The following is a 26,487-nucleotide window of genomic DNA, read 5'->3' as shown; positions in this document are numbered from 1 at the left end:
GACAGCGTGCGGCGCGGGCCGGGTCACTGGGACAGGATCAGCGGATCACTGGGCGGGACGGGCGATGCCGAACTCTTCGGGCGACGCCTTGGTGAGGCCCGCGTCCTGCAGCAGCCAGGCCGTGGTGGACTGCCAGCTCTTGAGGAAGGTCTCGGCCTCGGCCCCGCTGATCCCCATCGGGGTATAGCCGCGGTCCGCCATCAGCTTGAGGAAGTCGGCGTTCTTGGCCCCAGCGGCATAGGCCGCCTGCAGCTTGGCGACGGCGTCAGCCGGGGCGTCCTTGGCGACGAACACCCCGAAGAACGGGCCCCAGGGCAGGAACTTCGCATAGGCCGGGTTGAACTCGGTGATCGGCTTGGCTTCCGGCAGCAGCGGGTTGGCGGCGGTGTCGATCAGCGCCAGCGGCTTGAGATTGCCCGCGCGGATCTGCTCGACCGAGGCGCCGAGCACGGCCGGCATCACGTCGATGGCCCCGCCCTGCAGCGCCGTCAGCGCCGGGCCGTCGCCGTCGAACGGCACGGCGATGATGTCCTGATCGCCCTCGACCGCCTCGAGCATGGCCGTGACGACCGACGCGAGGCCCCCCGGTCCGGTCGAGCCGAACTTGACCTTGCCCGGGTTCGCCTTGATGTGCTCGATCAGCTCGGCATAGTCGTCGAAGGGGGCGTCCTTGCCGGCCACGAGGATGGCGGTGCCGCGGGCCAGGATCGAGACGGGCACGAAGTCGTCATAGTCCTTCTTCCCGAGACCCATGACCTTGTAGATCAGCGGGTTCTCGGCGCCCATCAGCAGGGTGTAGCCATCGGCCGGCGCGTTCGCCACCTGGTTCAGCGCGATGGCGCCGACCCCGCCGGTGACGTTCTGCAGCACGACCTTGGCGCCCAGCTCCTTTTCGGCGTGCGGTGTGACCGAGCGCATGATCGTGTCGGTCGAGCCGCCGGCGCCCCACTGGATCACCCCCTGGATGTCCTTGTTCGGATAGTCCTGCGCCGACGCGGCGCCAAGGCCGAGCGTCAGCGCAGCGGCGACGGAAAAGACGAAGTGCTTCATGCGGGTTCCCCTCCCAGAGATTGTCGGGCGCGAGTCGGGCGCCGAGTGAAGACAGAAAACCGCATCCGGTAACGTAACGTCAAATACCGTCTGAGCGGTTCTCTTAACATGATGTTATGCCCGCACAGGGCGGGTGCTCTACGCCGCCGCTCGGCGCCTAGCCCCGGGAAGCCGAAGCTGCGGGGATGAGGTTGGCGGCCGCCCGCAGCTCCTTGCGGAACTGGCCAATGGCGTGTTCGGCAAAGGCCGACAGCACCCGGCCCTTCTTGCGCACGACATAGGCGTGCAACTCGGCGCGTTCGACCAGCGGACGGCGCTCGAGGCCGGGCATGTAGACCTCGGCGACCGAAAACGCGTCGATGACCGCGACCCCGAGCCCGTGCCGCACCAGGCTGACCACCGTCTGGGCAAAGCGGCCCCGGATGTCGTGGCGCAGCGCCAGCCCGGCGTCGAGGAACGGCCGCGCAAGCTGCGCGCCGTAGGGATCGGCCGGATCGACCCCAATCACCCGCTCGGCCATCAGGTCATGGATCGAGATCGCAGCTTGCGCCGCCAGCCGGTGCCCCGCCGGCACGATGGCGACCAACGGCGCGGCGATCAGATAGCCGTTGTCGATCCCGGGGTTGTCGACCGGGGACGACATGATGACGAACTCGCCGCGCTCGAGCAGCAGATAGTCGATCGTCTCCTCGATCTTGAGGATGTTGAGGTCGATGTAGAGGTCGGGATAGCGGGCCCGGACGCCGCGGATGGCGCGGGCGGCGATGAATTGCGCGATCGAGGGCGCGCAGGCGAATCCCAGCTCGACCTGCTCGCCCTTGCGCAGCGCCGACAGCGCGAGCTGAAGGTTCTCGACCCCCCGGTAGACGGCGCGGATCTGGTCGAACACGGCGCTCGCCTCGACCGCCGGGACGAAGCTGCCCGCGCGTCGCTCGAACAGACGGATCCCCAGCGTCGCTTCGGTGTGCTTGATCAGCCGGCTGATCCCGGGGGCCGAGATGCCCAGATGCTCAGCCGCGCCGGCGATCGTGCCGCGCAGCATCACCGCGCGGATGACCTCGAGCTGACGCAGCGTGATCTCGCGCATCCTTCGCCCCCCTCGAGATGCACATGACACCAGCCGGGGCCGGGCGAGCAACCGCCTTGAACAACACATATCGAGTGATATGTAAAACCCGGACGCCAGCGGCCGGTTGGCGGCCCGGCAAAGCGTGATAGTCTGCACCCGGACCCCCGACGCCCTGCGGCGCGGCGGCGGCGCAGCACCGAGGCGGGCAGATTGATGAGCGACACCACCCAGACCCCCGAAGCCTACACCCCCGCCGCCGACCGGCGCCGGTCGCGGCTCTTCTACCTCGTGCTCGTCCTGCTCGTCGCCGCGGCGGGCTATGGCGTCTGGTCACTGACCCGCCCCGGCCCGGTGGTGATCCAGGGCGAGGTCGCGGCGCCGCGCGTCGATGTCAGCGCCCGCACCTCGGGCCGGGTGGTCGAGATCGGCGCCGACACCGGCGACCGGGTGACCAAGGGCCTGCGCCTCGTCCGGCTCGAGAACCCGCAGCTTCTCACCGCCTATGGCCAGGCCGAGGCGGCGCTGCAGGCGGCCAAGAACAACGCCGCCGCCGTCGCCGTCGTCCGCCCTGAGAACGTCCGCGCCGCCGAGGCGCAGGTCGCCGCCGCCAAGGCCGACGTGGCGCTCGCGCGCGAGGCCTACGCCCGCAACACCGCGCTCGAAAGCCGCGGCGTGCGCTCGCAGGCGGTGGTCGAGCAGAGCACCCGCAACCTCGAGGCGGCCGAGCGGCAGTTGGACGCCGCCGAGGCGCAGCTCGACCTCGTGCGCGCCGGCGCCACCCCCGAACAGCGCGCCGCAGCCGAAGCGCAGGCCGCGCAGGCCGAGGCGGCGCTCGCCCAGCAGCAGGCCAACCTCAACGACCTCGAGGTGATCGCGCCGATGGACGGCGAGATCACCGGCCGGATGATCGAGATCGGCGAGAACATCGGCCCCGGCGCGCCGCTCTTCACCCTCGTCCAGCCCGCCAACGCCTGGTTCACCTTCAACATCCGCGAGGATCAGCTGCACGGGGTCGCGGTCGGCGACACGCTCAACGTCACCATCCCTGCGCTCGACACGACGGTCGAGGCCAAGGTCACGCTGATCAACGTGCAGGGCGACTTTGCCAGCTGGCGGGCGACGCGGGCGACCGGCGACTTCGACCTGCGCAGCTTCGAGCTGCGGGCCACGCCGGTGCAGCCGGTGCCGGGGCTGAGACCGGGGATGTCGGCGCTGCTCGCGCACGGGCTGTAAGGCGATGCTGCGCGGCATCGCCTTCGTGGCCCGGCGCGAGCTGACGCTCATCGCCCGGCACCCGGCGCTGGCGCTGCTGACCACGATCCTGCCGCTGGTGCTGCTGGCGCTGCTGGCCGCAGTGTTCCTGCAGGGCACGCCCACCGGGCTGCCGGTCGCCGTCGTGGACCTCGACCGGACCGAGACGAGCCGCAGCCTCTCGCGGCTGCTCGACGCGACGCCCGAGCTGGTCACCCGCCCGGCGCTGGGGCTGGCCGAGGCGAGCGACGCGATCCGGCGCGGCGAGGCGCGGGCCACGGTCCTCATCCCGGCCGAGTTCGAGCGTGACCTGCTCGACCGCCGCCGCCCCGAGGTGGTGCTGTTCTACGACAACCAGCACATGACCGCGGGCGCCGTCGCCGCGCGCGGGGCGCGCAGCGCGATCAACGGCTTCACCGCCGGGGCGCAGATGGGGATGCTCAGGGCGCAGGGCGCCGCGCCGCACGCCGTGGCGGCGCTGGTCCAGCCGATCCCGATCCAGATCCACCCGCTCTTCAACCCCGCCTTCAGCTACATCGACTTCCTGCTCTCGGCGCTGGTCCCGGCGCTGGTGCAGATCATGGCCGCCGCCGCCGTGACCTTCGCCCTTGCGCTCGACTTCGCCCGGCCGTCGCCCGACGCGCCCTCGCCCTTTCCGGCGCTGCTGGCCGCCGGGGGCGGGGTGGTGCCGGTGATGCTGGGCAAGCTGATCCCCTATGCGCTGATCTTCGGCACCGTCATCGCGCTGGCCGACCTCGTGCTCTTCGGCATCCTCGGGGTGCCGCTGCGCGGATCGGTGGCGATCCTTGCGGCGGGGACGGCGCTCTTCATCCTGTCGGCGCTGCTCTTCGGGGCGGTGGCCTTTTCGCTCGCCCGCGACTTCGGCTCGGCGATCAGCTTCGTGGCGATGGTGATGGCCCCGGCCTTCGGCTACATGGGCATCGGCTTTCCGCGTGACGCCATGCCCCCCTTCGCCCAGGTCTGGAGCAGCGTGCTGCCCGGCACCTGGTATCTGGAACTGCGCATCGACCAGACCCTGCGCGCCACCCCGGTCGAGCTGGCGCTGACGCCGCTTCTGGCGCTGCTCGCCATCGTGGCGGTGCTGGCCGCAGGGCTCGTCGCGCGGATGGGCGTGCTCGGCCGCCGGGCCGCGGCCGCCGCGGCGGCGCCGCCCGGCCCCGCCCCGGTGCCCGCCGCCGCCGCGACGCCGGAGGGCCGGGCATGAGGGGCATCGCAGGCGGCTTCCGGGCGGAACTCGCGGGGATCTTCCGCGACCCGCAGATCGCCATGATCCTGATCCTCGCGCTGGCGATCTACGGGGTGATCTACCCGGCCCCCTACAAGACCGAGCTGCTGCGCGACGTGCCGGTGGTGGCCGTGGACCTCGACGGGGGCGAGACGGCGCGCGAGCTTATGCGCGCCGTCGATGCCGCCGAATCGGTGCGCATCGCCGCCCACGTCCCCGACATGGCCGCCGCCACCGCGCTCGTCCACCGGCGCGAGGCCTACGGCATCGTCGTGATCCCGCAGGATTTCGAGCGCGCGCTGCTCGCTGGCCGACCCAGCCCCATCGCCGTCTATGGCGACGCGAGCTATTTCCTCGTCTACCAGAAGGTGCTGACCGGCATCGCCGTCCCGGTCCGCCAGATCGGCGCCCGCATCGCCGCCGGGCGGCTGATGGCCGGCCAGCAGCTCGGGGCCGAGCAGGCGCTGGCGATGGCCAACCCGACGCAGCTGGTCGAGGTGCCGCTGTTCAACCCCTCGGGCGGCTATGCTACCTACATCCTGCCCGCGGCGCTGGTGCTGATCCTGCACCAGACGCAGGTCATGGGGCTGGCGCTTGTGGCGGTGCGGCGCCCGCGCTCGCCGCGCCTGCCGGCCGAGGATCTGCTCGGGCAGGCGGCGGTCTGGCTGCTCCTTTACGCGGGGCTCCTGCCGCTGTTCCTCGTGGCGCTGCCGCAGGTCTACGGCCTGCCGTGGCTCGGCGACCTGCGGTTGCTCGCGGCGCTGGGGCTGCCGTTCGTGCTGGCCACCGGGATGCTGGCGCAGATGGTCGCCGCGGTGCTCAGGCGGGCGGAACTGGTTCAGCCGGTGCTGCTGGCGATGGGCCTGCCGCTGTTCTTTCTGTCCGGCTTTTCGTGGCCGATCGAGGCGATCCCGGCGCCGTTGCAGATGGCCGCCGGCGCGATCCCCGCGGTGCCGATGATCGAGGGCTACACCCGGCTGGCCGCGATGGGTGGCAGCTGGGCCGACATTGCCCCGGCCGTGCGGCACCTGTGGGTGCTGGCCGGGGTCTACGGGGCGCTGACGCTCGCCGCCCGGCACATGCTCGCGCCAACCGTGCCGCCCCGGACCGTCGCCGACGGCTGAGGGCGTCGCGGCGCGCGGCGCGTCAGCCGAACATCCCCGTGACCTGCGCGAGCAGCCGGAACGCCCGCCCCGAGCGGGTGTCGGCCGCCGCCCCGAGCGTGCGGTCGTCCATCCCCGGCGCGGCGCGGGTCAGGATGCGGTCGAACTGGCGCAGGAAGTGGTGGGCCGCGTCGCGGAACACCTCGTCGCTGCGCATCAGCGCCGTGGCGATGGCAAGCGCGTCGGCGTCCTCGATCCCCGCCAGCCCCTGCGTGCCGGCGCGCTGCCCGTCGAGGAACCGCCGCCACCCCGCCCCCCAGCCCGGCGCGTCCGCGTCGATGGGGGCGAGGTCGTCCATGTAGAGCCCGTGCTTGGCCAGCAGCGTCACCACGTCCTGCGCGGCCCGGATGCCGCGCGCGGTGTCGGGGTCGCCGAGCGCGGTGCGCAGCGCGGCGATGGCGGCGTGGTCGTCGGGCCCGTCGGGAAAGTTCAGCGCCGCGACGAGGTCGGCGGGCGCAAGCCTCACCGGCGGCGGCTGGTCGAGCGGCAGGTCGGGCTGGCGCTCGTTCGTGCGCGGCTCGGCCGGGCGGGCGGCGGCCGCCCGCGCCGGGGCAGGGCGCAGCGCCGCGGTCGCGGCCCGGCCGGGGGCCTCGGGCAGGCGGGCGTCACGCTCGGCCGCGGCGCGCTCGGCGGGGCGCAGGGCCTCCATCCGGGTGCGCAGCAGCACCGCCTCGGCCCGCAGCTCGGCGATGGCGCGGGCGAGGCCCACGGCGATCCACACCAGCACCAGCGGCAGGATCACCGCCACCGCTGCGGCGAGCCGCGCCAGCCCGCCCGGCTGCGGCGCATCCGACGGCCCCAGCGCCCAGAACAGCAGCACCAGCACCAGCCACAGCGCCGAGACGACCGCCCCGACCAGCACCGCGCGGTCGCCCGCGTCGTGCCCGGTCCCGGTCCGCCACCCGCGCAGCTCGGCCTGCAGCCGGCCGATCAGCTCATTCATAGCGGATCGACAGGATCTCGTAGGATTTCTGCCCGCCGGGGGTCGTGACCTCGACGCTGTCGCCCTCGTCCTTGCCGATCAGCGCACGCGCCAGCGGCGAACGCACGTTCAACAGCCCGCGCTCGAGGTCGGCCTCCTGCTCGCCCACCAGCTGGAAGCTCTTCTCCTCGTCGGTGTCCTCGTCCACCACGGTCACGCGGGCACCGAACTTGACACTGCCCGAGAGCTTCGAGGTGTCGATCACCTCGGCCCGCGAGATGATCATCTCAAGCTCCTTGATGCGGCCCTCGATGAACGACTGCTTCTCGCGCGCGGCGTGGTATTCGGCGTTCTCGCTCAGATCGCCATGCTCGCGCGCCTCGGCGATGGCCCGGATCACCGCCGGGCGCTCGACGGCCTTCAGCTCGCGCAGTTCCTCGTCCAGCTGGGCGTGGCCCGCCCGCGTCATCGGTATCTTTTCCATCTCGTCCCCATGCGCCCGACGGGCGCCAGCCGTGTCAAAACGCCCCCGGCGGTCACGCAGGGGGCGTCTGGTTCGCGCGCATCGTGGCGCAGCCGGGCGCGTGACGCAAGCGGCCCCGCCGCCGTGCGCGGCCCCCCGCCGCCGTCCCGGTGCACCCGTGCGCGCCGCCGTTCTTCCCCCCGCCCGCGCCCCCGCCCTGCGACACAGCCGCGCGACAGGGAATTGCGTGCGACCCGCACACCGCGTCACGATTGTTTCGCGGCCGGTTACCGCATATGTCACAGGGCGACCGCGCAAGCAGCCAGGCCGAAGGGGAGACGCCATGTCCGCAATCGAACGCGAATCGATGGAATACGACGTGGTGATCGTCGGGGCCGGACCCGCGGGTCTGTCGGCCGCGATCCGGCTCAAGCAGATCGAGCCCGAGCTGAACGTGGTGGTGCTGGAAAAGGGCTCGGAGGTCGGCGCCCACATCCTCTCGGGCGCGGTGCTGGACCCCTCGGGGCTGACCGCGCTGATCCCCGACTGGAAGGAAAAGGGCGCCCCGGTCAAGACCGAGGTCCACACCGACAAGTTCGTGGTGCTGGGCGAGGGCGGGCAGTTCCGCATCCCCAACTGGCCGATGCCGCGGCTGATGTCGAACCACGGCAACTACATCGTCTCGATGGGTAACGTCTGCCGCTGGCTGGCCGAGCAGGCCGAGGCGCTGGGGGTCGAGATCTTCCCCGGCATGGCGGCGTCCGAGTTGGTCATGGACGGCAACCGCGTCGCCGGCGTGGTCGCGGGCGAGATGGGCAAGGAGCCGGACGGCTCGCCCGGCCCCTCCTACGAGCCGGGGATGGAGCTGCGCGGCAAGTACGTCTTCATCGCCGAGGGCGTGCGCGGCAGCCTCGCCAAGCAGCTGATCGAGAACTACGGCCTGTCCGAGGGCCACGAGCCGCAGAAGTTCGGCATCGGCATGAAGGAAATCTGGGAGATCGACCCCGCCAAGCACAAGGAGGGGACGGTCGTCCACACCATGGGCTGGCCCTTGGGCAAGGCCGCCGGCGGCGGGTCCTTCATCTATCACGCCGAGAACAACCAGGTGTTCATCGGCTTCGTGGTGCACCTGAACTACGCCAACCCCTATCTCTACCCCTACGCCGAGTTCCAGCGCTTCAAGCACCACCCGATGGTGGCCGAGCTGCTCGAGGGCGGCAAGCGCGTGGCCTACGGCGCCCGGGCGATCAGCGAGGGCGGCTGGCAGTCGATCCCGAAGCTGACGGTGCCGGGGGCGATCCTGCTCGGCTGCTCGGCGGGGCTGGTGAACGTGCCGCGGATCAAGGGCAACCACAACGCGATGCTGTCGGGGATCGCGGCGGCCGAGGCGGCGGCTGCGGCCATCGCCGCCGGCCGCGAGGGCGACGAGATGACCGAGTACGAGAGCGACCTGCGCTCGGGCCCGATCGCCCGCGACCTCAAGCGGGTCCGCAACGTCAAGCCGAGCTGGTCGCGCACCGGCATGATCGGCTCGCTGATGCTGGGCGGGGCGGACATGTGGTTCGCCAACCTCTTCAACCGCAACATCCTGGGGACGTGGAAGCACGGCAAGTCCGACGCCGCCGCCACCGGCAAGGCCGCGAAGTACAAGCCCATCGACTACCCCCGCCCGGACGGCAAGCTGAGCTTCGACCGGCTGACCAACGTCGCCTTCAGCTTCACCAACCACGAGGAAAGCCAGCCCTCGCACCTGAAGCTCAAGGACCCCTCGGTGCCGATCCGGGTCAACCTGCCCGAATACGCCGAACCCGCGCAGCGCTACTGCCCGGCCGGGGTGTATGAGGTGGTCGAGGACGCGAGCGTCCCCGAGGGCGCGCGCTTCGTCATCAACTTCCAGAACTGCGTCCACTGCAAGACCTGCGACATCAAGGACCCGAGCCAGAACATCGTCTGGACGACCCCGCAGGGCGGCGACGGCCCGAACTATCCGAACATGTGATTTCGGGGGCGGCGCGTGACGGCGCCGCCGGACCGGGGCTCTGCCCCGGACCCCGGGATATTTCAGCAAGAAAGAATGAGGAGGGGCGGTCTGCGGGCCGCCCCGTCCCGTTTGCGGGTCGTGAGGGCGGCGCGTGAGGCGCGCGATGGGCGTCGGGCCGCGCCTTGTTCACCGCTGCGGTTGCGTCGGGCCAAGCGCCTGTCGCGGCCGCTCCAATCCCCACAGCTTGCCTCACCCTGCGGGTACCCCCCAACGCCGCGCGGGATCCTGCGCCCCACCTCTACCGTGTCTCTCTGGCCCAAGTACCCGGCGACCTCCCCGGACCGTGACCGCCCGCCGGGGACCGGGGCGCCCGGCGGCGTTGCCGCCGCCTGCGCCAGCGGCTAGGGTCCGGCGGCATGACACCGACAACCGGGGCCCCCGCTGCGATGAAGCCTGCGATGAAGCCGATCCTGATCCTCGCCGCCGCCGCCGGAGTTTCGGCCACCGCCGTCGCCGCGCTGACGCTGGACCTCTCGACCCCCGCCGGCCCGGCGCAGCCCGCCGCCGTGCGCGTGGCGCAGGCCGCCCCCGTCGCCGTCCCCGGCCAGACCGCGGACCCCGCCGCCCCGGCCTCTGACGCCACCCCCGCCTCTGACGCCACCCCCCGGCAGGCGCAGCTCATCAGCGACGCGCCGGTGCCGCCCTCGGGCCATACCACCCGCATCCAGCCGATCCCCGGCCGCGCCGGCCCCTATCTCGCCGCCCGCCTCGCCGCCTCGCGCAACGATTTCGCCGTCGCCGCCGATTACTTCCGCGCCGCCGTCGCCCATGACCGCACCGACCTCTTCCTGCAGGACGGGGCGCTCGTCTCGATGGTCTCGGCCGGGCAGATGGACGACGCCGCGACCATGGCGCAGGGCCTCGTCGACGGCGGCCGCACGACCGAGCTGGCCGGGCTCGTCACCCGCGCCGCGCTGGCCCGCAAGGGCGACTGGGCGGGCGTGCTGGCGATGCTCGACAAGATGCCCTCGACCCCCGGCGGGGCCGGGCCGCTGATGGACGGCATGACCCGCGCCTGGGCCGAAATGGGCGACGGCCGCGCCTCGGACGCGTTCGCCACCTTCCAGAAGCTCGAGCGTCAGCGTGGCGCGGCGGGCATCGCGCGCTTCCAGCTCGCGCTCGCCAAGGCCAGCGTCGGCGATTACGAGGGCGCCGAGGCCGCGCTCGCCGATCCCGAGAGCGCCGGGCACCTGATGGGCATCGTCGCCCGCGTGCAGGTGCTCTCGCAGCTCGAGCGCAATGCCGACGCGGTCAAGCTGCTCGACGATCTCGACGCGCTCGAGTCCGAGCCGGCGCTCAAGCTGCTGCGCGACCGGCTGGCGGCGGGCGAGAAGCTGCCCTTCGACGTGATCAAGAGCCCGGCCGAGGGCCTCGCGCAGGTCTTCGTCACCTTCGGCGGCGCGCTCATGGGCGGCGAGGACACCGACCCGCTGGCGCTGATCTACGCCCGGATCGGCCAGTACCTCGCCCCAGACATGGCTGAGGCGCAGCTGCTGGTCGCCCAGCTGCTGCAGAGCGCCGGGCAGTTCGACCTGGCCGAGACCGAGTTCGAGGGCCTGCGCGCCAAGGGCGACCTGCGCCCCGCGGCCGAGCTGGCGCGGATCGACGCGCTCGCCCGCGCAGACCGCCGCGCGGATGCCGAGGCCGCCGCCCGCGCCCTGACCGAGACCTGGCCCGAGCTGCCCTCGGCCTGGGTGGCGCTGGGCGACCTGCTGCGCCAGCAGGACAAGTTCGCCGAGGCGGTGCCGGTCTACGACCGGGCGCTCGAGCTGCTGGCGAAAGAGACCGACCCGCAGGCAAGCTGGTTCGCGCTCTACGCCCGCGGCATCGCGCTGGAACGCTCGGGCCAGTTCGACCGCGCCGACGCGGATTTCCAGGCGGCGCTGAAGCTGCAGCCCGAGCAGGCGCCGATCCTCAACTATCTCGGCTACAGCTGGGTGGACCGGAACGTGCGGCTGGACGAGGGGCTGGACCTCATCAAGAAGGCCGTCGCGCTGCGCCCGGACGACGGCTACATCCTCGATTCGCTGGCCTGGGCCTATTACCGGCTGGGCCGCTATCAGGATGCGGTCGAGCCGATGGAGAAGGCGGTTTCGGCGATGTCCGACGACAGCCTCGTGAACGACCACATGGGCGACATTTACTGGATGGTCGGCCGCAAGCGCGAGGCCGAGATCCAGTGGAAGCGGGCGCTGAGCCTGTGGAAGCCCGCCGACACCGACACCGACCTGAACCGCGTCCGCGCCAAGCTCGAGCGCGGGCTGGACGAGGTGCTGGCGGCGGAAAAGGCCAACGGCGGCAAGCTGCCCGAGGGCTGGGGCCAGCCCGAGCCGGCGCCTGAAGCGGCGCCCGAGCCCGCCGCCGCGCCGGCGGATGTGGCGCCCGTGGACACCGCGCCCGAGCCCGACACCCCGGCCCCGCCCGGCGCCGACGACGGCGAGCCGGTGCCGCCGCGCCCGTGACCTCTGCCGACCGGGCCGCGGTCGTGCGCGAAGCCGCGCCGGCCAAGATCAACCTCGCGCTGCACGTCACCGGGCGGCGCACGGACGGCTATCACCTGCTCGATTCGCTGGTCGTCTTCACCGAGCTGGGCGATCGCGTGAGCCTTTCCCCCGGGCCGCTGTCGCTGACCCTCACCGGGCCTTTCGCCGACGCCGTTCCGCCCGGCGACGACAACCTGTGCCTGCGCGCCGCCCGCGCCGTGGGGGCCGAGGCGGCGATCACCCTCGACAAGCGCCTGCCGCCGGCATCGGGGATCGGCGGCGGCACCGCCGACGCCGCCGCCGTGCTGCGCGCGCTCGGCCGTACGCCCGACCGCCCCGAGGCGCTGGGTGCCGACCTGCCCGCCTGCCTGATGAGCCGCAGCCTGCGGATGCAGGGGGTGGGCGAGATCCTGACCCCCGTCACCCTGCCGACGCTGCACCTCGTGCTGGTCAACCCGCGGGTCGAGGTGCCCACGCCCGCGGTCTTCGCCGCCCTCACCCGCCGCGAGAACCCCGGCCTGCCCCCGTTCCCCGCCGACGGTGACTGGCCGCGCTGGCTCACGGCGACCCGCAACGACCTCGAGTCGCCGGCCCTGCGCCTAGCGCCGGTGATCGGCGACACCCTCGCGGCGCTCGCCGCCCAAGGCGCGCAGATCGCCCGGATGTCGGGGTCCGGCGCGACCTGCTTTGGCCTCTTTCCCGACGCCCCCGCCGCCCGCGCCGCCGCCACGGCCATCGCCGCCGCCCGCCCCGGCTGGTGGGTCGAGGCCACGCGCAGCATCGCGGGGCTACCCCCCGCCGCGCCCCGCGGCTAACCTGCCCCGCACGACCAAGCCGGGGGGACCGCCATGCTGCGACTGGGCGTCAATATCGACCATGTGGCCACCGTCAGGAACGCCCGCGGCACCCCCTGGCCCGACCCGCTGCGCGCCGCGCTGCTGGCCGAGGCCGCCGGCGCCGACGGCATCACCGCCCACCTGCGCGAGGATCGGCGCCACATCTCGGACGACGACATCGCCCGGCTGGCCGATGCGCTCAGCGTGCCGCTGAACCTCGAGATGGCGGCCACGCCCGAAATGCAGGCCATCGCGCTGCGCCACCGCCCCCACGCCGTCTGCCTCGTCCCCGAAAAGCGCGAAGAGCGGACCACCGAGGGCGGGCTGGACGTGGCCGCCGACGCCGCGCGGCTGGCCGACTACATCGCGCCCCTGCGCGCGGCGGGGGCGCGCGTCTCGCTCTTCATCGGCCACGACCCGCGCCAGATCGAGGCCGCCGCCCGCATCGGCGCCGCCGTGGTCGAGCTACACACCGGCGCCTATTGCGACTACGACACCGAGGGCCGCCACGACCTGCGCGACGCCGAGCTGGCCGGGCTGGCCGAGGGCGCGCGCCTCGCCGCGTCGCTGGGGCTCGAGGTCCACGCGGGCCACGGCCTGACCTTCGACACCGTCGGCCCCATCGCCGCGATCCCGGAACTTGCCGAGCTGAACATCGGCCATTTCCTGATCGCCGAGTCGATCTTCACCGGCCTCGGCCCCGCCATCGAGGAGATGCGCCGGCGGATGGACGCCGCGCGGGGATGACCCTCGCGGTGCCCGCGCCATGAGCCTGTTGCGCCGGATCGGTCACGCCCTGCGCCTGACCGTCGCCGCGCTGGGCGGAATCTGGTCGGTGCTGATGATGCTGGTCATGGCCGGCTCGCTGGCGCTCAGCGTCGCCATGACGATGGTGCCGGCGGTGTTTTCCGCCGTCGCGGGGGTGGTCGAGGGGGTGACCGGCCTGCGATCCCTCGCCACGCGGCAGTCCGACGACCTGGCGCGGGTCCAGGCCCGCGCCGCCACCGAGGCGGCCGAGCGGCGGGCGGCGACGGGGCGCGCGGACAACCTCGCCCGCGAGCTGGCCGACAGCCGCGCCGCCAACGCGCGCCTAGCGCGCGAACTCGCCGACGCGCCCGTCACCTATCGCGGCAGCCGCATGGCCGCGCGCGAGGCGGTCAAGGACACCGCCACCCGCGTCTCGCGCCGCACCGCCATCGCCACCACCCGCAACGTGGCCAGCATGGCGGGCGAGGCGCCGCCGGTGATCGGCATCGGCGTGATCGCCGCGGCGACCGCGTGGGAGCTCGCCGACGCCTGCGCGATGATGGGCGAGATGCGGGCGCTCGACGCGGCCTTCAACCCCGACGACCCGGTGCGCGAGGACGAGGTCTGCGGGATGGAGGTGCCGACCCGCGCCGAGCTGTGGGAGAAGGTCCGCGCCAGCCCCGGCGCGGTCTGGGCCGGGGCGCAGGGGCTTTACGACGATCTGCCGGACCTGTCGGCGGCCGCCTATGGGCGCGGCGCCGGCTGGCTCGGCGGGCTCTGGGACCAGGCCTTCGGCGAGGATGCCGCCGCCGCGCCGCCATTGCCCCCCGAGGGGCTTCTTTCTGGCCCGGACACCCCTTCGGCCACGGGCGCAGCACCATGATCCTCGGAATCGGCACCGACCTCTGCAACATCGACCGCATCGCCGCGGTGCTCGACCGGCATGGCGACCGCTTCCGCCAGCGGGTGTTCACCGAGACCGAACTCGCCCGCGCCGCCCGCCGCCCGCATGAGGCCGCGACGCTGGCCAAGCGCTGGGCGGCGAAGGAGGCGTGCTCGAAGGCGCTCGGCACCGGGCTCGCCATGGGCATCGCCTGGCGCGACATGGCGGTAACGAACCTGCGCTCGGGCCAGCCGACGATGACGCTGACCGGTTGGGCGGCCGAGCGGCTCGCGGCGATGACCCCGCCGGGGCATCGCGCGGTGGTTCATGTGACGCTGACCGACGATCACCCCTGGGCGCAGGCCTTCGTGGTGATCGAGGCGCTGCCAGCCGCGACGTCCGCGGGCTGAGCGCGCAGCGCCCCGCGGCTGACGTTGGCGCGGGTGGTGCGGCCGGCTGCCTCCGGCGGGGATATTTGGGTCCAGCCCGAGGGGCGGCGCGCGGGGCCAGACGGGGCGCTCAGGCCCCGCACCGCTTGACTTCCGCCGCCTTGCCTGCCCAAGAACCCGCACCACAATCCCGCGCCTGTCGCGGGCATCCATGACAGCGACACGGGGCACACATGGCGCGCAGCACGGCCAAGGAACAGGGCGGCATCTGGGAAACGGTCAAGACCGTATTCTGGGCGCTGGTGATCGCCGGGGTCTTCCGGACGCTGTTCTTCCAGCCCTTCTGGATCCCCTCGGGCTCGATGAAGGACACGCTGCTGATCGGCGACTTCCTGTTCGTCAACAAGATGGCCTACGGCTATTCGCGCCACTCCTGCCCGTTCTCGCTCTGCCCGATCACGGGCCGCATCCTCGAGCGCGCGCCCGAGCGCGGTGACGTGGTGGTGTTCCGCCACCCGACCCGCGGGGTGGATTTCGTCAAGCGGGTGATCGGCCTGCCGGGCGACACGGTGCAGCTTGCGGGCGGGCAGGTGATCCTGAACGGCCAGCCGCTGCCGCAGACCCCGAACGGCGTGTTCAGCGAACCGAAGCTGCCGCAGGGGCCGGGGCGCACGCTGCCGCGCTGCTGGAACGAGCCGGTGCCCGAGGGCGGGGCCTGCGAGAAGCAGCGCTTCACCGAGACGCTGCCCAATGGCGTGGCCCATGACGTGCTGAACATCCTCGACGGCTGGCCGCTCGACGACACGCCGGTGTTCACGGTGCCGGCCGGCAACTATTTCTTCATGGGTGACAACCGCGACAACTCCGAGGACAGCCGCGTGCCGGCCATCGCCGGGGGGCTGGGCTTCGTGCCGGCCGAGTATCTCATCGGCCGCGCCGACCGGGTGATGTTCTCGTCGGCGGGGTCGTCGCTGCTCTATTTCTGGACCTGGCGCGCGGACCGCTTCTTCCGCGCCATCCACTGACATGGCCGGGCCGCGGCCCTCGGCCGAGCTGGTCGCCTTCCAGCGGCGGCTGGGCCACCAGTTCGCCGACCCGGCGCTGCTGATCCGCGCGCTGACCCACTCGAGCCTCTCGTCGCCGACCCGCCCCGACAACCAGCGGCTCGAGTTCCTGGGCGACCGGGTGCTCGGCCTCACCATCGCCGAGGCGCTGTTCCACCACGACCGCGGCGCGACCGAGGGGCAACTCGCCCCGCGCCTCAACGCGCTGGTGCGCGGCGAGACCTGCGCCGAGATCGCCCGCGAGATCGGGCTGGGCGAGGTGATGAAGCTCGGCCGGTCCGAGATGCTGACTGGCGGGCGCCGGAAAGAGGCGGTGCTGGGCGACGCGATGGAGGCGGTGCTGGCCGCGGTCTACGTCGATGCCGGGTTCGACGCCGCGCGGGCGCTGATCCTGCGCCTCTGGGGCGACCGGATCGAGGGGGCCGAGGCGGCCTCGCACAACCCCAAGACCGTCCTGCAGGAATGGGCGCAGGCCAAGGGAATGACGCCGCCGCGCTATGAGATCACCGACCGCAGCGGCCCCGACCACGCGCCGCAGTTCCGCATCACGGTGACGCTCGACGACGGTCGCAGCGCCGAGGCCGCGGGCACCGGCACCAAGCGCAGCATCGAGCAGCTGGCCGCGCAGGCGATGCTCGACGCGCTGGACGGGGGCGCGTAGGGCGGGCACGGCCATGCGGGCGGCCGATGGAACCATCCGCCCGCCGTTCGCATGAACTGTGCATGAACCCTGCATGAACGCTGCATGAACACCACACCAGCCGTGAGAGGCCGATGACCGACCCGACCGAGACCACCCAAGACACGCCGGACGCCCCGACCCGCGCCGGCTTCGTCGCCCTGATCGGCGAGCCGAACGCCGGCAAGTCCACGCTGCTCAACCGGCTGGTGGGGGCCAAGGTCTCGATCGTCACCCACAAGGTCCAGACCACCCGCGCCCGCATCCGCGGCATCGCGCTGCACGGCCCGGCGCAGATCGTCTTCGTCGACACACCCGGCATCTTCCGTCCGCGCCGCAGGCTCGACCGCTCGATGGTCGCCGCCGCTTGGGGCGGGGCGGCGGATGCCGACATCGTCGTGCTGCTGGTCGAGGCGCATCGCGGCATGACCGACGGGGTGCAGGCGATCCTCGACGCGCTGAAGGCCCGTCAGGGCCAGGCCCCGGTGGCGCTGGCGATCAACAAGATCGACCGGGTCAAGGCGCCGGAGCTGCTGGAACTCTCGCAGGCGCTGAACGCGGCCTATCCGTTCGCGCGGACCTTCATGATCTCGGCCGAGCGCGGCCACGGCACCGCCGACCTGATGGACTGGCTTGCCGCCGAGCTGCCCGAGGGGCCGTGGCTCTACCCCGAGGACCAGATCGCCGACCTGCCGATGCGCCAGATCGCCGCCGAGATGACGCGCGAGAAGCTGACCCTGCGCCTGCACGAGGAAATCCCCTATCAGCTCACCGTCGAGACCGAGAGCTGGCAGGAGCGCGAGGACGGCTCGGCCCGCATCGACCAGGTGATCTATGTGAGCCGCGAGGGCCACAAGGGCATCGTCGTCGGCAAGGGCGGCGAGACGATCAAGGCCGTGAGCCGGGCCGCGCGCGAGGAGCTTGCCGAGTTCATGGGCCGGCCGGTGCATCTGTTCCTGCGCGTGGCGCTGCGCGAGAACTGGCTCGACGAGGCCGAGCGCTACCGCGAGATGGGCCTCGACTTCCGCGACGGGGACTGACGGGTGGAGCCGCGGCTGACCGCCGGCCTGAGGGTCGCGGCGCTGCTCAGGCGCGCCGACCTGGCCGGGCGGGGGGCCTATGTGGTCCACCGCGGGGACGAGACGGCCGGGGCGGTTGCCGTGTCGGTGGTGCGTCCGGGGGGGCAGGCGGAGCTCTGGGCACAGGAGTATGACTTTGGCACCGACCAGCGCGGATGGGTCGCGCAGGCCACCGGCACCCCGCGCGAGATCGACGCCGCCATCGCCCGCCGCCGCGCCGCCGACCCTGACCTCTGGGTGATCGAGCTGGAGCTGAGTGACGACGAGGCGGTCGCGGATTTCGCCGACTGACAACCCCGCGCCTTGGGTGAGCGAGGCGCCCCTGAGCCTCGGCCGGGCCGGGGGATCTGGGCAAGAACGACGCCTTGAGCGCGGCGCGCCCGCCTCGGGCTGGACAAAAATATCCCCGCCGGAGGCATCCGGCGCCGCCCTCGGGTTGCGGCGGCAGGCCGGGTTGGCAATGGTGCCGCGGCAGCTTTTCGCAGCCCAGGATTCCCCATGCCTCGCCCCTTCGCCCGTTCGCCTGCGCCGGTGCTGCATGAGCAGAGCCTCGGCCGCTCGGCCCGTGACGGCTTCATGCAGGCGCTGCCGTTCCTGCTGGTGCTGGTGCCGTTCGCGCTGCTGTTCGGGGTCGTGGCGACCGCCGCCGGCTTGGACATCGCGCAGGTCATGGGGTTCTCGATCCTCGTGCTGGCCGGGGCCTCGCAGTTCTCGGCGGTGCAGCTGATGACCGACCACGCGGCGGTGCTGGTCGTGCTCGCCTCGGCGCTGGCGATCAACCTGCGGATGGCGATGTATTCCGCCTCGCTGGTGCCCTACGTGGGCGCGGCCCCGGCGTGGCAGCGGGCGCTGCTGGCCTATGTGCTCATCGACCAGACCTACGGCCTCGCCATCCAGCGGTTCGAGCGTTACCCGCGCCTCAGCGTGGCGCAGCGGATGGCGTATCTGGCCGGGGCGACGCCGGTGCTGTGCCTGCCGTGGGTGGGGTTCACCTATGTCGGCGCGACGGCCGGCCAGCTGATCCCGGCCGACTGGCCGCTGGATTTCGCCGTGCCGATCACGTTCCTCGCCATGATCGCGCCAATGCTGCGGACGCTGCCCCATGTCATCGCCGCGGGCGTGGCGATCCTCAGCGCGCTGGCGCTGACGGGGTTGCCGCCGGGCACGGGCGTGCTGGTCGCCGGGCCGCTCGGCATGGCCGCGGGCGCGCTGTCCGAGACGTGGCTCGTCCGCCGCCGGGCGCGGGCCGCGTTGCCGCCCGGCAACCCGACGCGTCCGCAGGCGAGGCGATGATGCCGGGCTGGTCGGATGCGGCGATCTGGGGGGTGATCCTCACGCTGGGCGTGGGGACGTTCCTGATCCGCTGGTCGTTCCTCGGCGCGGTCGGCAACCGCCCGGTGCCCGAGTGGGCGCAGCGCGTGTTGCGCTACACCGCCGTGGCGGTGCTGCCGGCGCTGGTCGCGCCGCAGGTGATCTGGCCCCCCGCCACCGGCGGGACGCCGGACCCGGCGCGGCTGGCCGCGGCCGCGGTGACGCTGGGGATGGGGCTGTTGACCCGCAACACCCTCGCCGCGATCGTCGGCGGCGGGGTGACACTGGCGCTGGGGTTCGTGCTCGGGCTCTAGCCGCGCGGCGGCCGTCAGGCCCCCGGGCGGCGGGTCAGGTGGCCGTTCTGGTAGCCCTCGATCGAGCCGTCCTTCTGGCGCAGCAGCACGTCGTGGTTGTTGGCCGGATCGCCGTCCTGATGCCGCTTCGACGTCACGCCCGGCAGGGTCAGGAACCACTCGCGCAGCTTGAGCGGGCTGAACCCGGTCGGCGCACCCTCGAACCCCGGCACGTGGCGCAGCGCCTGCCCGGTGTTCACCGCGCAAAAGCTCTTGGGCGAGGCGCCCTGCGCCTCGACCGCGCGGATCGCGGCCTCGGCCACCGCGGGGCTGACCTGGATCGTGTCCTCGGCCACCCAGTAGGTCGAGCGGGCGTGGTAGTCGATGTAGAAGTGCTTGAAGTTGTCGGTGATCCCGTAAAGCACGTCGTTGCGTTCCGGGATGCGGGGGTGTTCCCAGCTGCCGGCCGGGTCGTAGATCACCCGCTGGCTGCCGTTCACCATCAGCGCCGAATGCCCGCCCTCGCCGCGCGGGATGCCGATCACCGTGAACAGCGTGATCGACGGCGGCTCGTTCGAGGTGAACCGCGCGGCCCGCACCGTCGCATCGTCGTCCCACACCGAGACCGCGCCACACCCTGCAAGCGCTGCGGGAACCGCCAGCGCGAGAAAGCTTCGCCTTTGCATCTGTCTTGTCCCTCGTCCGCCGTCTGCCGGGCGGTTCCGCAATCAGGCGTTGGTCAGCGCCAGGAAGATCAGCACCAGGATCGTCAGCACCGCCGACCACGTCATGAAGCGGACGAAGCCGTCGAAGGTGCGCTCGTGCTCGACGATGTCCATCGTGCCGTGCTCGTGGTGGGGGGCGTCATGCACGGCGTGCGCGCGGGCGTGAGCGGGGGCATGGGTGGTGGTGGTGCGGGTCGTGGCCATCTCTCGCCTGTCCTGTCCTGAGCTATCTGCTGGCGCGCTGCCACCCGCGCCGCCGGACATTCTCTCCGGTCGGCAGGCGCAGCCTCGACCGGTGCTATCAGAAATGCGGCGACCTGTCACGCCCCTCTGCGGTCACCTGTCCGCGGGGGCGCCCCAGATCAGCCCGCCAGTCCCGGTCTCGCCCACGACGCGGATGCGGCCCGCGGCGGCGAGCGCGTTCACATGGGCGATCGCCTCGGCCAGGGCGAGGCCGTATTCGCCCTCGCCGATCCGCCGGCGGTAGAGCAGGTCGAAACAATCCGCCGCCGTGCGCGGCCGCTCGGCCAGCGAGGCCGCCAGCCGGTCGAGCGCGGTGCGGTGGTTCTCGGCCAGCTGGACCAGCCGTGCGGGCAGGCCGGTGTAGGGCAGCTTGTGGCCGGGCAGGACGAGGTGCCGGTCCTCGGCCAGCGCCGCGAAACGGTCGCAGCTTTCGAGCCATTCGGCCACCGGGTTCGCCCCCGGCTCGGTCGCATAGACCCCGAGGTTGGGCGAGATTCCCGGCAGAAGCTGGTCGCCCGCGATCACCAGGTCGTCGTCCTCGGACCACAGCGTCAGGTGCTCGGCCGCGTGGCCGTTGCCGGTCCACACCCGCCAGTCGCGCCCGCCCAGCCGCAGCCGGTCGCCGTCGCGCAGCCGGGTGTAGCCCAGGGGCAGGGGGTGGACGACGTCGGCGGTGTTCCACGGCCGCTCGGCCGCCTTGCGGTCCAGCATCTCGGCCGGCATCCCGGCGCGGCGCCAATAGGCGACCTGCGCGGGCGTCGGACGCTCCTGCACGTCGAGCGCGAGCATCCGCGCCATCAGCCAGGCGGTGCGGCTGGTCAGCAGCTCGGCGCCCTCTTCCATGAACCAGCCGGCAAGGCCGATGTGGTCGGGGTGCTGGTGGGTGGCGAGCACCCGGCGGATGGGGGCGCCCGCGAGCGGGCCGTCCTTCAGCGCCGCCCAGACCGCGCGGCTGCGGGTGCTGTCGAAGCCGGTGTCCACGACCGTCCAGCCGTCCGCATCGCGCAGCGCATAGACGTTGACGTGGTCGAGCCGCATCGGCAGCGGCAGGCGCATCCACAGCACGCCCTCGGCGACCTCGATCGCCTGCCCTTCGGCGGGCGGCGCGGCCCAGGGGTGGGCGATGCCGGTCTCGGCCGGCTCGGGCCGCGTCGGGCCCGGGACCTGCGCCGAATCAAGCGCAGCGTCGAGCGTCGGCTCGGCGGCGGGCTCGGCCGCCGCGGGGCGCGGGGAGGGGGCGGTCACGCCGCCCCGGCAAAGGCCGTGTCGGGCAGCGCGTCGAGATCGCCCGCACCCGCCCGCGCCTCGGCGAGATCACCGGCGTTGCGGGGCAGCACGCGGGTGATGAACACCCTCGCCAGCGTCTTGCGCGCATCGTCGCCCTTTTGCGCCGCGATCAGGTGGTAATGCGCGCCCAGCACCCGGGCAAAGGCCGCGAGATAGGGCACGGCGCCGGCAAAGCGGTCCTGCGCCTCGGCCTCGAGCATGGCCGAGGTCGCCTCGCGCAGGGTCTCGGCGGCATCCCAGACGGCGCGGGCAAGGTCGGGCATCGCGGCCTGCGCGGCCTTGGCGCCGTCCAGCACCTCCTCGATCATCCGGGTGGCCATCTCGCCCCCGTCCATCATCTTGCGGCCGACGAGGTCCATCGCCTGGATGCCGTTGGTGCCCTCGTAGATCGGCGTGATCCGCACGTCGCGCAGATACTGGGCGGCGCCGGTCTCCTCGACGAAGCCCATGCCGCCGTGGACCTGCACGCCCATGTCGGCGACGCGGCAGCCGACGTCGGTGCCCCAGGCCTTGGCGATCGGGGTCAGGAAGGCCGCGCGGGCCTGCCAGTCGGCGTCGCCGGTGGCGGTCGCCATGTCCAGCGCCTGCGCGCAGGCAAGGCAGATGGCGCGGGCGGCGAACACCTCGGCCCGGCCGGTGGCGAGCATCCGGCGCACGTCGGCGTGGCGGATGATCGGGCCCATCTGCACCCGCTCGGCGGCATAGGCGGCGGCGTGCTGCAGCGCCGCCTCGGCCACCGCCACGCCCTGCATCCCGACGGCGAGGCGGGCGTTGTTCATCATCGTGAACATCGCCGCCATGCCCTTGTGCTCCTGCCCGACGAGCCAGCCGGTCGCGCCCTCGAAGCTCATCACGCAGGTGGGCGAGCCGTGGATGCCCAGCTTGTGCTCGAGCGAGACGACCTTGAGGCTGTTGCCGACGCCCGGCTTGCCGGACTCGTCAGGGATGTATTTCGGCACCATGAACAGGCTGATGCCGCGGGTGCCGGCGCCGCCGTCGGGCAGGCGGGCGAGGACGAGGTGACAGGTGTTCTCGGTCACGTCGCTGTCGCCCCAGGTGATGAAGATCTTCTGCCCGGTGACGCGGTAGGTGCCGTCCTCGGCCCGTTCGGCGCGGGTGGTCAGCGCGCCCACGTCCGACCCGGCGCCCGGCTCGGTCAGGTTCATCGTCCCGTTCCAGTCGCCCGAGATCAGCTTGGGCAGGTAGGTGGCCTTCAGCTCGTCCGAGGCGTGATGCTCGAGCGCCTCGATCTGGCCCTGGGTCAGCAGCGGGTTCAGCTGCAGCGACAGGCAGGCGCCGGCCAGCATCTCACCCACGGCGACGTTCAGCGTCTGCGGCAGGCCCGCGCCGCCATGCTCGGGGTTGGCCGAGAGCCCCACCCAGCCGCCCTCGGCGATGGCGCGGAAGCCTGCGTCGAACCCGGGCGACGAGCGCACGGCGCCGTTTTCCAGCCGCGAGGGGGTCAGGTCGCTGCCGCGGTTCAGGGGCGCCAGCACTTCGGTCGACAGCCGCCCGGCCTCGGTCAGGATCGCGGTGACGGTGTCCTCGCTCGCTTCGGCAAAGCGGTCGGTCGCGGCGACGGGGGCCAGCGGCACCACCGCGTCGAGGATGAATGCGATGTCGTCCACCGGCGCGCGATAGGCCATGATCGGTATCCCCCAAATTGGCATCGCGCGGATGTCGTCTGCAATCCGGGCGGTTGCAAATCGGGCGCCCGCGCGTATGTCCCAAACCCGTGGCGGACAAACTGTCTGAGCGTCCGCCCGACCGCAACCCGGAACCGTGAAGATGGCCCCCAGCGCGACACTGACCTTGCGTCCCGATGCCAAGGGGATCGCCCATGCCGCCCGGCTGCTGCGCGACGGCGAGACCGTGGCGCTGCCGACCGAGACGGTCTACGGCCTCGCCGCGGATGCCCGGAACGGCGCGGCGGTGGCGCGGGTCTATGCGGCCAAGGGGCGCCCGAGTTTCAACCCGCTGATCGTGCACCTGCCCGACGCCGAGGGCGCCGCCCGCGTGGGCGTGATCGCGGGCGAGGCCGAGCGCCTTGCCGCCGCCTTCTGGCCCGGCGCGCTGACGCTGGTGGTGCCGCTGCGTCCCGAGGCGGGGATCGCCGGGATCGTGACCGCGGGGCTGCCCACCGTGGGGCTGCGGGTGCCCGCCCATCCCGTCGCGCAGGCGGTGCTGCGGCAGTCCGGGCTGGCGCTGGCCATGCCCTCGGCCAACGCCTCGGGGCGGGTCAGCCCGACCACGGCGGGTCATGTGCTCGACGCGGGCGGCGGGCTCGACGGGCGCATCGCGGCGGTGCTGGACGGCGGGGCCTGCCCGGTCGGGGTCGAATCCACCATCGTCGGCTGGCGCGACGGGCGGGCCACGCTCTTGCGCCCCGGCGGCATTCCGGCCGAGGCGATCGAGGCGGCGCTCGGCGCCCCTCTGGATCACGCCGGGGCGACCGCCTCGCCCGATTCGCCCGGCCAGCTTGCCAGCCACTACGCCCCCGCCGCCCGGCTTCGGCTGGACGCGACCCACGCGGCCGCAGACGAGACGCTGATCGGCTTCGGCCCCGGCCCGGCCGCGCTGAACCTCTCGCCCGCGGGCGACCTGACCGAGGCGGCGGCGCGGCTCTTCGATCTTCTGCGCGCGGCCGACCGACTCGGCCGCCCCATTGCAGTCGCGCCGATCCCCCGGCATGGCCTCGGCCTTGCCATCAACGACCGCCTCGCCCGCGCCGCCGCCCCGCGCGAGGGCTGAGGGCGTCGTTCTGGGCCGAATCCCCACGGCCCGGCCGCGCAACCCGCGGCTTGCACGGTTCCCTCGCCCCCAATAGCCTCGCGCGCATGACCGCCGATCCGACCTGGAGGGATGTCGCGCTCGACGCCGCGACCGCGCTGGCGCTGCTTGAGTGGCAGCGCGAGATGGGCGTGGATGAGGCGATCCTCGACGCGCCGCTCGACCGCTTCGCCGAATCGATCCGGCCGTCGGCGGCCGCTGCCGACCCGGCGCCGGTCGCGGCACCGACGCTGCCGCCCGCGGCCGGCGGGCTGGCCGGGCAGGCCGAGGCGCTGGCGGCGCGCGCCGGGACGCTCGCGGCGCTGGCCGAGGCGCAGGCGGGGTTCGAGGGGCTCGAGATCCGCCGCGGGGCGCGGAACTTCGTCTTTGCCGACGGCAACCCGGCCGCGCGGGTGATGGTCATCGGCGAGGCGCCGGGCGAGGACGAGGACCGCGAGGGGCGGCCCTTCGTCGGCCGCGCCGGGCAGCTGCTCGACCAGATGTTCGCCGCCATCGGGCTGTCGCGCACGGCCGGGGATGCCGCCGCGGCGCTGTACATCACCAACATCCTGCCGTGGCGGCCGCCCGGCAACCGCCGCCCCGAACCCGAGGAAATCGCCGCGATGCTGCCCTTCGTCGCCCGCCACGTCGCGCTGGCGGCGCCCGAGTTCGTCGTGCTGATGGGCAACACGCCCTGTCAGGCGGCGCTGGGGCGGCAGGGCATCCTGCGGCTGCGCGGGCAATGGACCGAAGCCTTCGGCCGTCCCGCGCTGCCGATGACCCACCCGGCCTATCTGCTGCGCACCCCGGTCGCCAAGCGCGAGGCCTGGGCGGACCTGCTGTCGCTCAAGGCCCGGCTGCTGGCCCGGGGTCAGGAGAGCGTGCAGCCCTGATATTCGACCGCCCCGTCCGCGCCGATCAGCGTCAGCCGCAGCGCCGCGGGGTCGAGCGCGAAGGGCTTGCCGGTCGGGCCCACGAACTCGGCCGTGGTGGTCACGCGGGCGCCCTCGACGGCGATCTCGGCCTCGGAGGACCACATGCCGGGCAGCGCCAGCTCCATCGCGGCGGCCTCGGGGGCGGTCTCGTCCACGCTTGCCGTGACCCGCAGCCCGTCGGCGATCTCGCCCACGGTGCAGGTCACGGGGGCGGTGCCCGCGCGCGGGGCGGTGGCCAGCGCGGCGGTGATGCGCGGATCGGCCGAGGCCGCCTGCGCGGGGGCGGGCAGCACCAGATGCGCCGGGACGCAGATGTTGAGGCAGAGGCCCAGATCAACCGCGAGTTGGCCGGACAGCGGTGCGCCGGGGGTGGCCAGCGTCAGCTCGATCGGCAGCACCAGCGCGTCGTGATAGCCGAGCGTGCGGGTGCCGTCAGAGTCGATCACCTCGGGCTCGGGCCAGATCTCGCGCGCGGCAGCGACGCCGGGCGCGCCCGACCAGTCGAACTGCGGCGCCACGCCGGATTCGCCGGGGCTGCGCCAGTAGGTCTTCCACCCCGGCGCCAGCTCGAGGCGCAGCGCGGTCATCACCTTGCCGTCGGCCGAGGGCGCCGCGGGCAGCAGCTCGGCCGCGACGAGTCCGGGCGGCAGATCGCCGGCCATGAGCGGCACGGGCGCGGCAAGGACCGCGAGGGCGAGGGCGAGCGGGCGAAGCGCAGGTGTCATGCCCCTTGAGTTAGTCGCCCCGCCGGTCGGGGGGAAGTCACAACCCCGCCACGGCGCGCGCCGTGTCCACGTCGGCCCCCCGTGAGGCGGCAACCTTGTCATCGGCGGGGCGGATGCCGATGTAGGGGCGGAAAGGACACCGCCCATGAACGACGCCTTCGCCACCGCCCCGGACAACCTCACCGGCAAGGTGCTGATCGCCATGCCCGGCATGGCCGATCCGCGCTTTGCCCAGTCGGTGGTGCTGATCTGCGCCCACGGCGACGAGGGCGCGATGGGGATCGTCTTGAACAAGCCGCTGCCCGGGGTGGCGTTCGCCGAGCTTCTCGACCAGCTCGGGATCGCCCCCGACCGCACCCCGCCCGCCGTGCCGGTGCATTTCGGCGGCCCGGTCGAGCCGGGGCGCGGCTTCGTGCTGCACCGCCTGCCCGAGGGCGCGGCGGCCGAGGACGACGACGAGGGCATGATGCGGATCGGCGAGGCGGGCCTCGCCATGACCACCACGCGCAACATCCTCGAGGACATTGCCCAGGGACGCGGACCCGACCGCGCGGTGCTGTCGCTCGGCTATGCGGGGTGGGACGCGGGCCAGCTCGAGCGTGAGATGTTGGCCAATGGCTGGCTGACCGCCGAGGCGGGGGACGAGCTGGTGTTCGGCCCCGACAACGCCCGCAAGTGGCAGGATGCGCTGCGCTCGCTGGGCGTCGACCCGCTGATGCTGTCGGCGGCCGCCGGGCACGCCTGACGCGGGTGCCGCCGGACGGCGGCGGCCCCGGCGCGCCGCGCGCCCCCGCGACGCGGTGCGGGCGCGCTTGCCCCCTCGGCCCCGGTTTG

At 73.0% G+C, this 26,487-nt stretch carries 27 protein-coding genes; 18 read left to right on the top strand and 9 right to left on the bottom strand.

The window, feature by feature from the left end; translation table 11 throughout:
• Positions 1–45: 45 nt before the first annotated feature.
• Positions 46–1,050 carry a Bug family tripartite tricarboxylate transporter substrate binding protein gene (locus BLW17_RS05780; protein ID WP_036733287.1) on the bottom strand — a complete coding sequence of 335 codons (1,005 nt, stop codon included), beginning with the start codon at positions 1,048–1,050 and terminating at the stop codon, positions 46–48.
• Between the two features lie 157 nt (positions 1,051–1,207).
• The gene (locus tag BLW17_RS05775; RefSeq protein ID WP_036733290.1) at positions 1,208–2,137 is read right to left on the bottom strand and encodes a LysR family transcriptional regulator; all 930 of its coding nucleotides are present in this window, start codon (positions 2,135–2,137) and stop codon (positions 1,208–1,210) included.
• Positions 2,138–2,332: 195 nt separating this feature from the next.
• Here BLW17_RS05775 and BLW17_RS05770 point away from each other — a divergent pair, with 195 nt between their 5' ends.
• Genes BLW17_RS05770 through BLW17_RS05760 form a run of 3 tightly spaced genes read left to right on the top strand, consistent with a single transcriptional unit; the run spans position 2,333 to position 5,740 of the window.
• Complete coding sequence (locus BLW17_RS05770) at positions 2,333–3,352, top strand: HlyD family secretion protein (protein WP_052176363.1); 1,020 nt, start codon at positions 2,333–2,335, stop codon at positions 3,350–3,352.
• A gap of 4 nt (positions 3,353–3,356) precedes the next feature.
• Positions 3,357–4,595: an ABC transporter permease gene (locus tag BLW17_RS05765; RefSeq protein ID WP_052176364.1), complete on the top strand. Its 1,239-nt coding sequence runs from the start codon at positions 3,357–3,359 to the stop codon at positions 4,593–4,595.
• The gene (locus BLW17_RS05760) at positions 4,592–5,740 is read left to right on the top strand and encodes an ABC transporter permease (RefSeq protein ID WP_052176365.1); all 1,149 of its coding nucleotides are present in this window, start codon (positions 4,592–4,594) and stop codon (positions 5,738–5,740) included. Before BLW17_RS05765 ends, BLW17_RS05760 begins: the two co-directional genes overlap by 4 nt.
• A 22-nt stretch (positions 5,741–5,762) precedes the next feature.
• Here BLW17_RS05760 and BLW17_RS05755 read toward each other — a convergent pair whose 3' ends face one another.
• Both BLW17_RS05755 and greA read right to left on the bottom strand, forming a co-directional pair.
• Complete coding sequence (locus BLW17_RS05755) at positions 5,763–6,722, bottom strand: hypothetical protein (RefSeq protein ID WP_081969123.1); 960 nt, start codon at positions 6,720–6,722, stop codon at positions 5,763–5,765.
• On the bottom strand, positions 6,715–7,185 hold the full coding sequence (gene greA, locus BLW17_RS05750; RefSeq protein WP_036702885.1) for a transcription elongation factor GreA: 471 nt from the start codon (positions 7,183–7,185) through the stop codon (positions 6,715–6,717). The genes BLW17_RS05755 and greA overlap by 8 nt, the downstream gene beginning before the upstream one ends.
• 322 nt (positions 7,186–7,507) lie before the next feature.
• Between greA and BLW17_RS05745 the strand changes: the two genes are divergently transcribed.
• The 12 genes from BLW17_RS05745 (at position 7,508) to BLW17_RS05690 (ending at position 18,990) form a co-directional block, all read left to right on the top strand.
• Positions 7,508–9,163 carry an electron transfer flavoprotein-ubiquinone oxidoreductase gene (locus BLW17_RS05745; RefSeq protein ID WP_036736996.1) on the top strand — a complete coding sequence of 552 codons (1,656 nt, stop codon included), beginning with the start codon at positions 7,508–7,510 and terminating at the stop codon, positions 9,161–9,163.
• Positions 9,164–9,591: 428 nt separating this feature from the next.
• Entirely contained in the window at positions 9,592–11,667 is a 2,076-nt protein-coding gene (locus BLW17_RS05740; RefSeq protein WP_244507314.1) for a tetratricopeptide repeat protein, read from the top strand.
• Complete coding sequence (locus BLW17_RS05735; RefSeq protein WP_244507313.1) at positions 11,664–12,503, top strand: 4-(cytidine 5'-diphospho)-2-C-methyl-D-erythritol kinase; 840 nt, start codon at positions 11,664–11,666, stop codon at positions 12,501–12,503. Before BLW17_RS05740 ends, BLW17_RS05735 begins: the two co-directional genes overlap by 4 nt.
• Positions 12,504–12,536: 33 nt before the next feature.
• Positions 12,537–13,271 (top strand): pyridoxine 5'-phosphate synthase, encoded by a 735-nt coding sequence (locus BLW17_RS05730; RefSeq protein ID WP_036709772.1) that lies wholly within the window; start codon positions 12,537–12,539, stop codon positions 13,269–13,271.
• Positions 13,272–13,290: 19 nt separating this feature from the next.
• Complete coding sequence (locus BLW17_RS05725) at positions 13,291–14,154, top strand: hypothetical protein (protein WP_036733811.1); 864 nt, start codon at positions 13,291–13,293, stop codon at positions 14,152–14,154.
• Positions 14,151–14,564, top strand: coding sequence for a holo-ACP synthase (acpS, locus tag BLW17_RS05720; RefSeq protein ID WP_036733813.1), 414 nt, complete (start codon positions 14,151–14,153; stop codon positions 14,562–14,564). Before BLW17_RS05725 ends, acpS begins: the two co-directional genes overlap by 4 nt.
• A 212-nt stretch (positions 14,565–14,776) precedes the next feature.
• Positions 14,777–15,568 carry a signal peptidase I gene (gene lepB, locus BLW17_RS05715; RefSeq protein ID WP_036733815.1) on the top strand — a complete coding sequence of 264 codons (792 nt, stop codon included), beginning with the start codon at positions 14,777–14,779 and terminating at the stop codon, positions 15,566–15,568.
• A 1-nt stretch (position 15,569) separates the two neighbouring features.
• Positions 15,570–16,268, top strand: a complete 699-nt coding sequence (rnc, locus tag BLW17_RS05710; protein ID WP_036702510.1) for a ribonuclease III — start codon at positions 15,570–15,572, stop codon at positions 16,266–16,268.
• Positions 16,269–16,381: 113 nt separating this feature from the next.
• A complete protein-coding gene (gene era / locus BLW17_RS05705) occupies positions 16,382–17,326 on the top strand; it encodes a GTPase Era (RefSeq protein ID WP_052176399.1) in 945 nt (314 codons plus the stop codon).
• Between the two features lie 3 nt (positions 17,327–17,329).
• Positions 17,330–17,656, top strand: coding sequence for a DUF1491 family protein (locus BLW17_RS05700; RefSeq protein WP_036733817.1), 327 nt, complete (start codon positions 17,330–17,332; stop codon positions 17,654–17,656).
• 285 nt (positions 17,657–17,941) lie between these two features.
• Positions 17,942–18,658 (top strand): AzlC family ABC transporter permease, encoded by a 717-nt coding sequence (locus tag BLW17_RS05695; RefSeq protein ID WP_052176401.1) that lies wholly within the window; start codon positions 17,942–17,944, stop codon positions 18,656–18,658.
• Complete coding sequence (locus BLW17_RS05690; RefSeq protein ID WP_139305941.1) at positions 18,658–18,990, top strand: AzlD domain-containing protein; 333 nt, start codon at positions 18,658–18,660, stop codon at positions 18,988–18,990. The genes BLW17_RS05695 and BLW17_RS05690 overlap by 1 nt, the downstream gene beginning before the upstream one ends.
• A 14-nt stretch (positions 18,991–19,004) precedes the next feature.
• On the opposite strand, the gene BLW17_RS05685 is transcribed toward BLW17_RS05690, so the two are convergent.
• The 4 genes from BLW17_RS05685 to BLW17_RS05670 all read right to left on the bottom strand — a co-directional run bounded on the left by BLW17_RS05685 (position 19,005) and on the right by BLW17_RS05670 (position 22,870).
• Complete coding sequence (locus tag BLW17_RS05685; RefSeq protein WP_052176400.1) at positions 19,005–19,655, bottom strand: type 1 periplasmic-binding domain-containing protein; 651 nt, start codon at positions 19,653–19,655, stop codon at positions 19,005–19,007.
• Between the two features lie 42 nt (positions 19,656–19,697).
• Positions 19,698–19,898, bottom strand: a complete 201-nt coding sequence (locus BLW17_RS18485; RefSeq protein ID WP_036702505.1) for an aa3-type cytochrome c oxidase subunit IV — start codon at positions 19,896–19,898, stop codon at positions 19,698–19,700.
• Between the two features lie 132 nt (positions 19,899–20,030).
• Positions 20,031–21,062 carry an MBL fold metallo-hydrolase gene (locus BLW17_RS05675; RefSeq protein WP_036709814.1) on the bottom strand — a complete coding sequence of 344 codons (1,032 nt, stop codon included), beginning with the start codon at positions 21,060–21,062 and terminating at the stop codon, positions 20,031–20,033.
• A 116-nt stretch (positions 21,063–21,178) separates the two neighbouring features.
• A complete protein-coding gene (locus BLW17_RS05670; RefSeq protein ID WP_036733821.1) occupies positions 21,179–22,870 on the bottom strand; it encodes an acyl-CoA dehydrogenase in 1,692 nt (563 codons plus the stop codon).
• Positions 22,871–23,012: 142 nt separating this feature from the next.
• On the opposite strand from BLW17_RS05670, the gene BLW17_RS05665 reads away from it, so the two are divergent.
• Positions 23,013–23,975, top strand: coding sequence for an L-threonylcarbamoyladenylate synthase (locus tag BLW17_RS05665; RefSeq protein ID WP_036733823.1), 963 nt, complete (start codon positions 23,013–23,015; stop codon positions 23,973–23,975).
• 86 nt (positions 23,976–24,061) lie between these two features.
• Positions 24,062–24,886 carry a uracil-DNA glycosylase gene (locus BLW17_RS05660; protein WP_036733825.1) on the top strand — a complete coding sequence of 275 codons (825 nt, stop codon included), beginning with the start codon at positions 24,062–24,064 and terminating at the stop codon, positions 24,884–24,886.
• On the opposite strand, the gene BLW17_RS05655 is transcribed toward BLW17_RS05660, so the two are convergent.
• Complete coding sequence (locus BLW17_RS05655) at positions 24,865–25,653, bottom strand: protein-disulfide reductase DsbD domain-containing protein (protein ID WP_036733827.1); 789 nt, start codon at positions 25,651–25,653, stop codon at positions 24,865–24,867. The genes BLW17_RS05660 and BLW17_RS05655 overlap by 22 nt on opposite strands.
• Before the next feature lie 145 nt (positions 25,654–25,798).
• Here BLW17_RS05655 and BLW17_RS05650 point away from each other — a divergent pair, with 145 nt between their 5' ends.
• Positions 25,799–26,398 (top strand): YqgE/AlgH family protein, encoded by a 600-nt coding sequence (locus tag BLW17_RS05650; protein WP_036709795.1) that lies wholly within the window; start codon positions 25,799–25,801, stop codon positions 26,396–26,398.
• Positions 26,399–26,487: the final 89 nt, after the last annotated feature.

This window comes from Paracoccus sanguinis (genome assembly GCF_900106665.1).
Classification (GTDB): domain Bacteria; phylum Pseudomonadota; class Alphaproteobacteria; order Rhodobacterales; family Rhodobacteraceae; genus Paracoccus; species Paracoccus panacisoli.
Note: the sequence above shows the minus strand (reverse complement) of the source record. Positions and strands in the feature narration are given on the sequence as shown.

What these genes read in the sequence shown, in the direction of transcription:
- BLW17_RS05780 (WP_036733287.1), bottom strand. Translation starts at nt 1,050, where the DNA reads ATGAAGCACTTCGTCTTTTCCGTCGCCGCTGCGCTGACGCTCGGCCTT.
- BLW17_RS05775 (WP_036733290.1), bottom strand. Translation starts at nt 2,137, where the DNA reads ATGCGCGAGATCACGCTGCGTCAGCTCGAGGTCATCCGCGCGGTGATG.
- BLW17_RS05770 (WP_052176363.1), top strand. Translation starts at nt 2,333, where the DNA reads ATGAGCGACACCACCCAGACCCCCGAAGCCTACACCCCCGCCGCCGAC.
- BLW17_RS05765 (WP_052176364.1), top strand. Translation starts at nt 3,357, where the DNA reads ATGCTGCGCGGCATCGCCTTCGTGGCCCGGCGCGAGCTGACGCTCATC.
- BLW17_RS05760 (WP_052176365.1), top strand. Translation starts at nt 4,592, where the DNA reads ATGAGGGGCATCGCAGGCGGCTTCCGGGCGGAACTCGCGGGGATCTTC.
- BLW17_RS05755 (WP_081969123.1), bottom strand. Translation starts at nt 6,722, where the DNA reads ATGAATGAGCTGATCGGCCGGCTGCAGGCCGAGCTGCGCGGGTGGCGG.
- greA (WP_036702885.1), bottom strand. Translation starts at nt 7,185, where the DNA reads ATGGAAAAGATACCGATGACGCGGGCGGGCCACGCCCAGCTGGACGAG.
- BLW17_RS05745 (WP_036736996.1), top strand. Translation starts at nt 7,508, where the DNA reads ATGTCCGCAATCGAACGCGAATCGATGGAATACGACGTGGTGATCGTC.
- BLW17_RS05740 (WP_244507314.1), top strand. Translation starts at nt 9,592, where the DNA reads ATGAAGCCTGCGATGAAGCCGATCCTGATCCTCGCCGCCGCCGCCGGA.
- BLW17_RS05730 (WP_036709772.1), top strand. Translation starts at nt 12,537, where the DNA reads ATGCTGCGACTGGGCGTCAATATCGACCATGTGGCCACCGTCAGGAAC.
- BLW17_RS05725 (WP_036733811.1), top strand. Translation starts at nt 13,291, where the DNA reads ATGAGCCTGTTGCGCCGGATCGGTCACGCCCTGCGCCTGACCGTCGCC.
- acpS (WP_036733813.1), top strand. Translation starts at nt 14,151, where the DNA reads ATGATCCTCGGAATCGGCACCGACCTCTGCAACATCGACCGCATCGCC.
- lepB (WP_036733815.1), top strand. Translation starts at nt 14,777, where the DNA reads ATGGCGCGCAGCACGGCCAAGGAACAGGGCGGCATCTGGGAAACGGTC.
- rnc (WP_036702510.1), top strand. Translation starts at nt 15,570, where the DNA reads ATGGCCGGGCCGCGGCCCTCGGCCGAGCTGGTCGCCTTCCAGCGGCGG.
- era (WP_052176399.1), top strand. Translation starts at nt 16,382, where the DNA reads ATGACCGACCCGACCGAGACCACCCAAGACACGCCGGACGCCCCGACC.
- BLW17_RS05695 (WP_052176401.1), top strand. Translation starts at nt 17,942, where the DNA reads ATGCAGGCGCTGCCGTTCCTGCTGGTGCTGGTGCCGTTCGCGCTGCTG.
- BLW17_RS05690 (WP_139305941.1), top strand. Translation starts at nt 18,658, where the DNA reads ATGCCGGGCTGGTCGGATGCGGCGATCTGGGGGGTGATCCTCACGCTG.
- BLW17_RS05685 (WP_052176400.1), bottom strand. Translation starts at nt 19,655, where the DNA reads ATGCAAAGGCGAAGCTTTCTCGCGCTGGCGGTTCCCGCAGCGCTTGCA.
- BLW17_RS18485 (WP_036702505.1), bottom strand. Translation starts at nt 19,898, where the DNA reads ATGGCCACGACCCGCACCACCACCACCCATGCCCCCGCTCACGCCCGC.
- BLW17_RS05670 (WP_036733821.1), bottom strand. Translation starts at nt 22,870, where the DNA reads ATGGCCTATCGCGCGCCGGTGGACGACATCGCATTCATCCTCGACGCG.
- BLW17_RS05665 (WP_036733823.1), top strand. Translation starts at nt 23,013, where the DNA reads ATGGCCCCCAGCGCGACACTGACCTTGCGTCCCGATGCCAAGGGGATC.
- BLW17_RS05660 (WP_036733825.1), top strand. Translation starts at nt 24,062, where the DNA reads ATGACCGCCGATCCGACCTGGAGGGATGTCGCGCTCGACGCCGCGACC.
- BLW17_RS05655 (WP_036733827.1), bottom strand. Translation starts at nt 25,653, where the DNA reads ATGACACCTGCGCTTCGCCCGCTCGCCCTCGCCCTCGCGGTCCTTGCC.
- BLW17_RS05650 (WP_036709795.1), top strand. Translation starts at nt 25,799, where the DNA reads ATGAACGACGCCTTCGCCACCGCCCCGGACAACCTCACCGGCAAGGTG.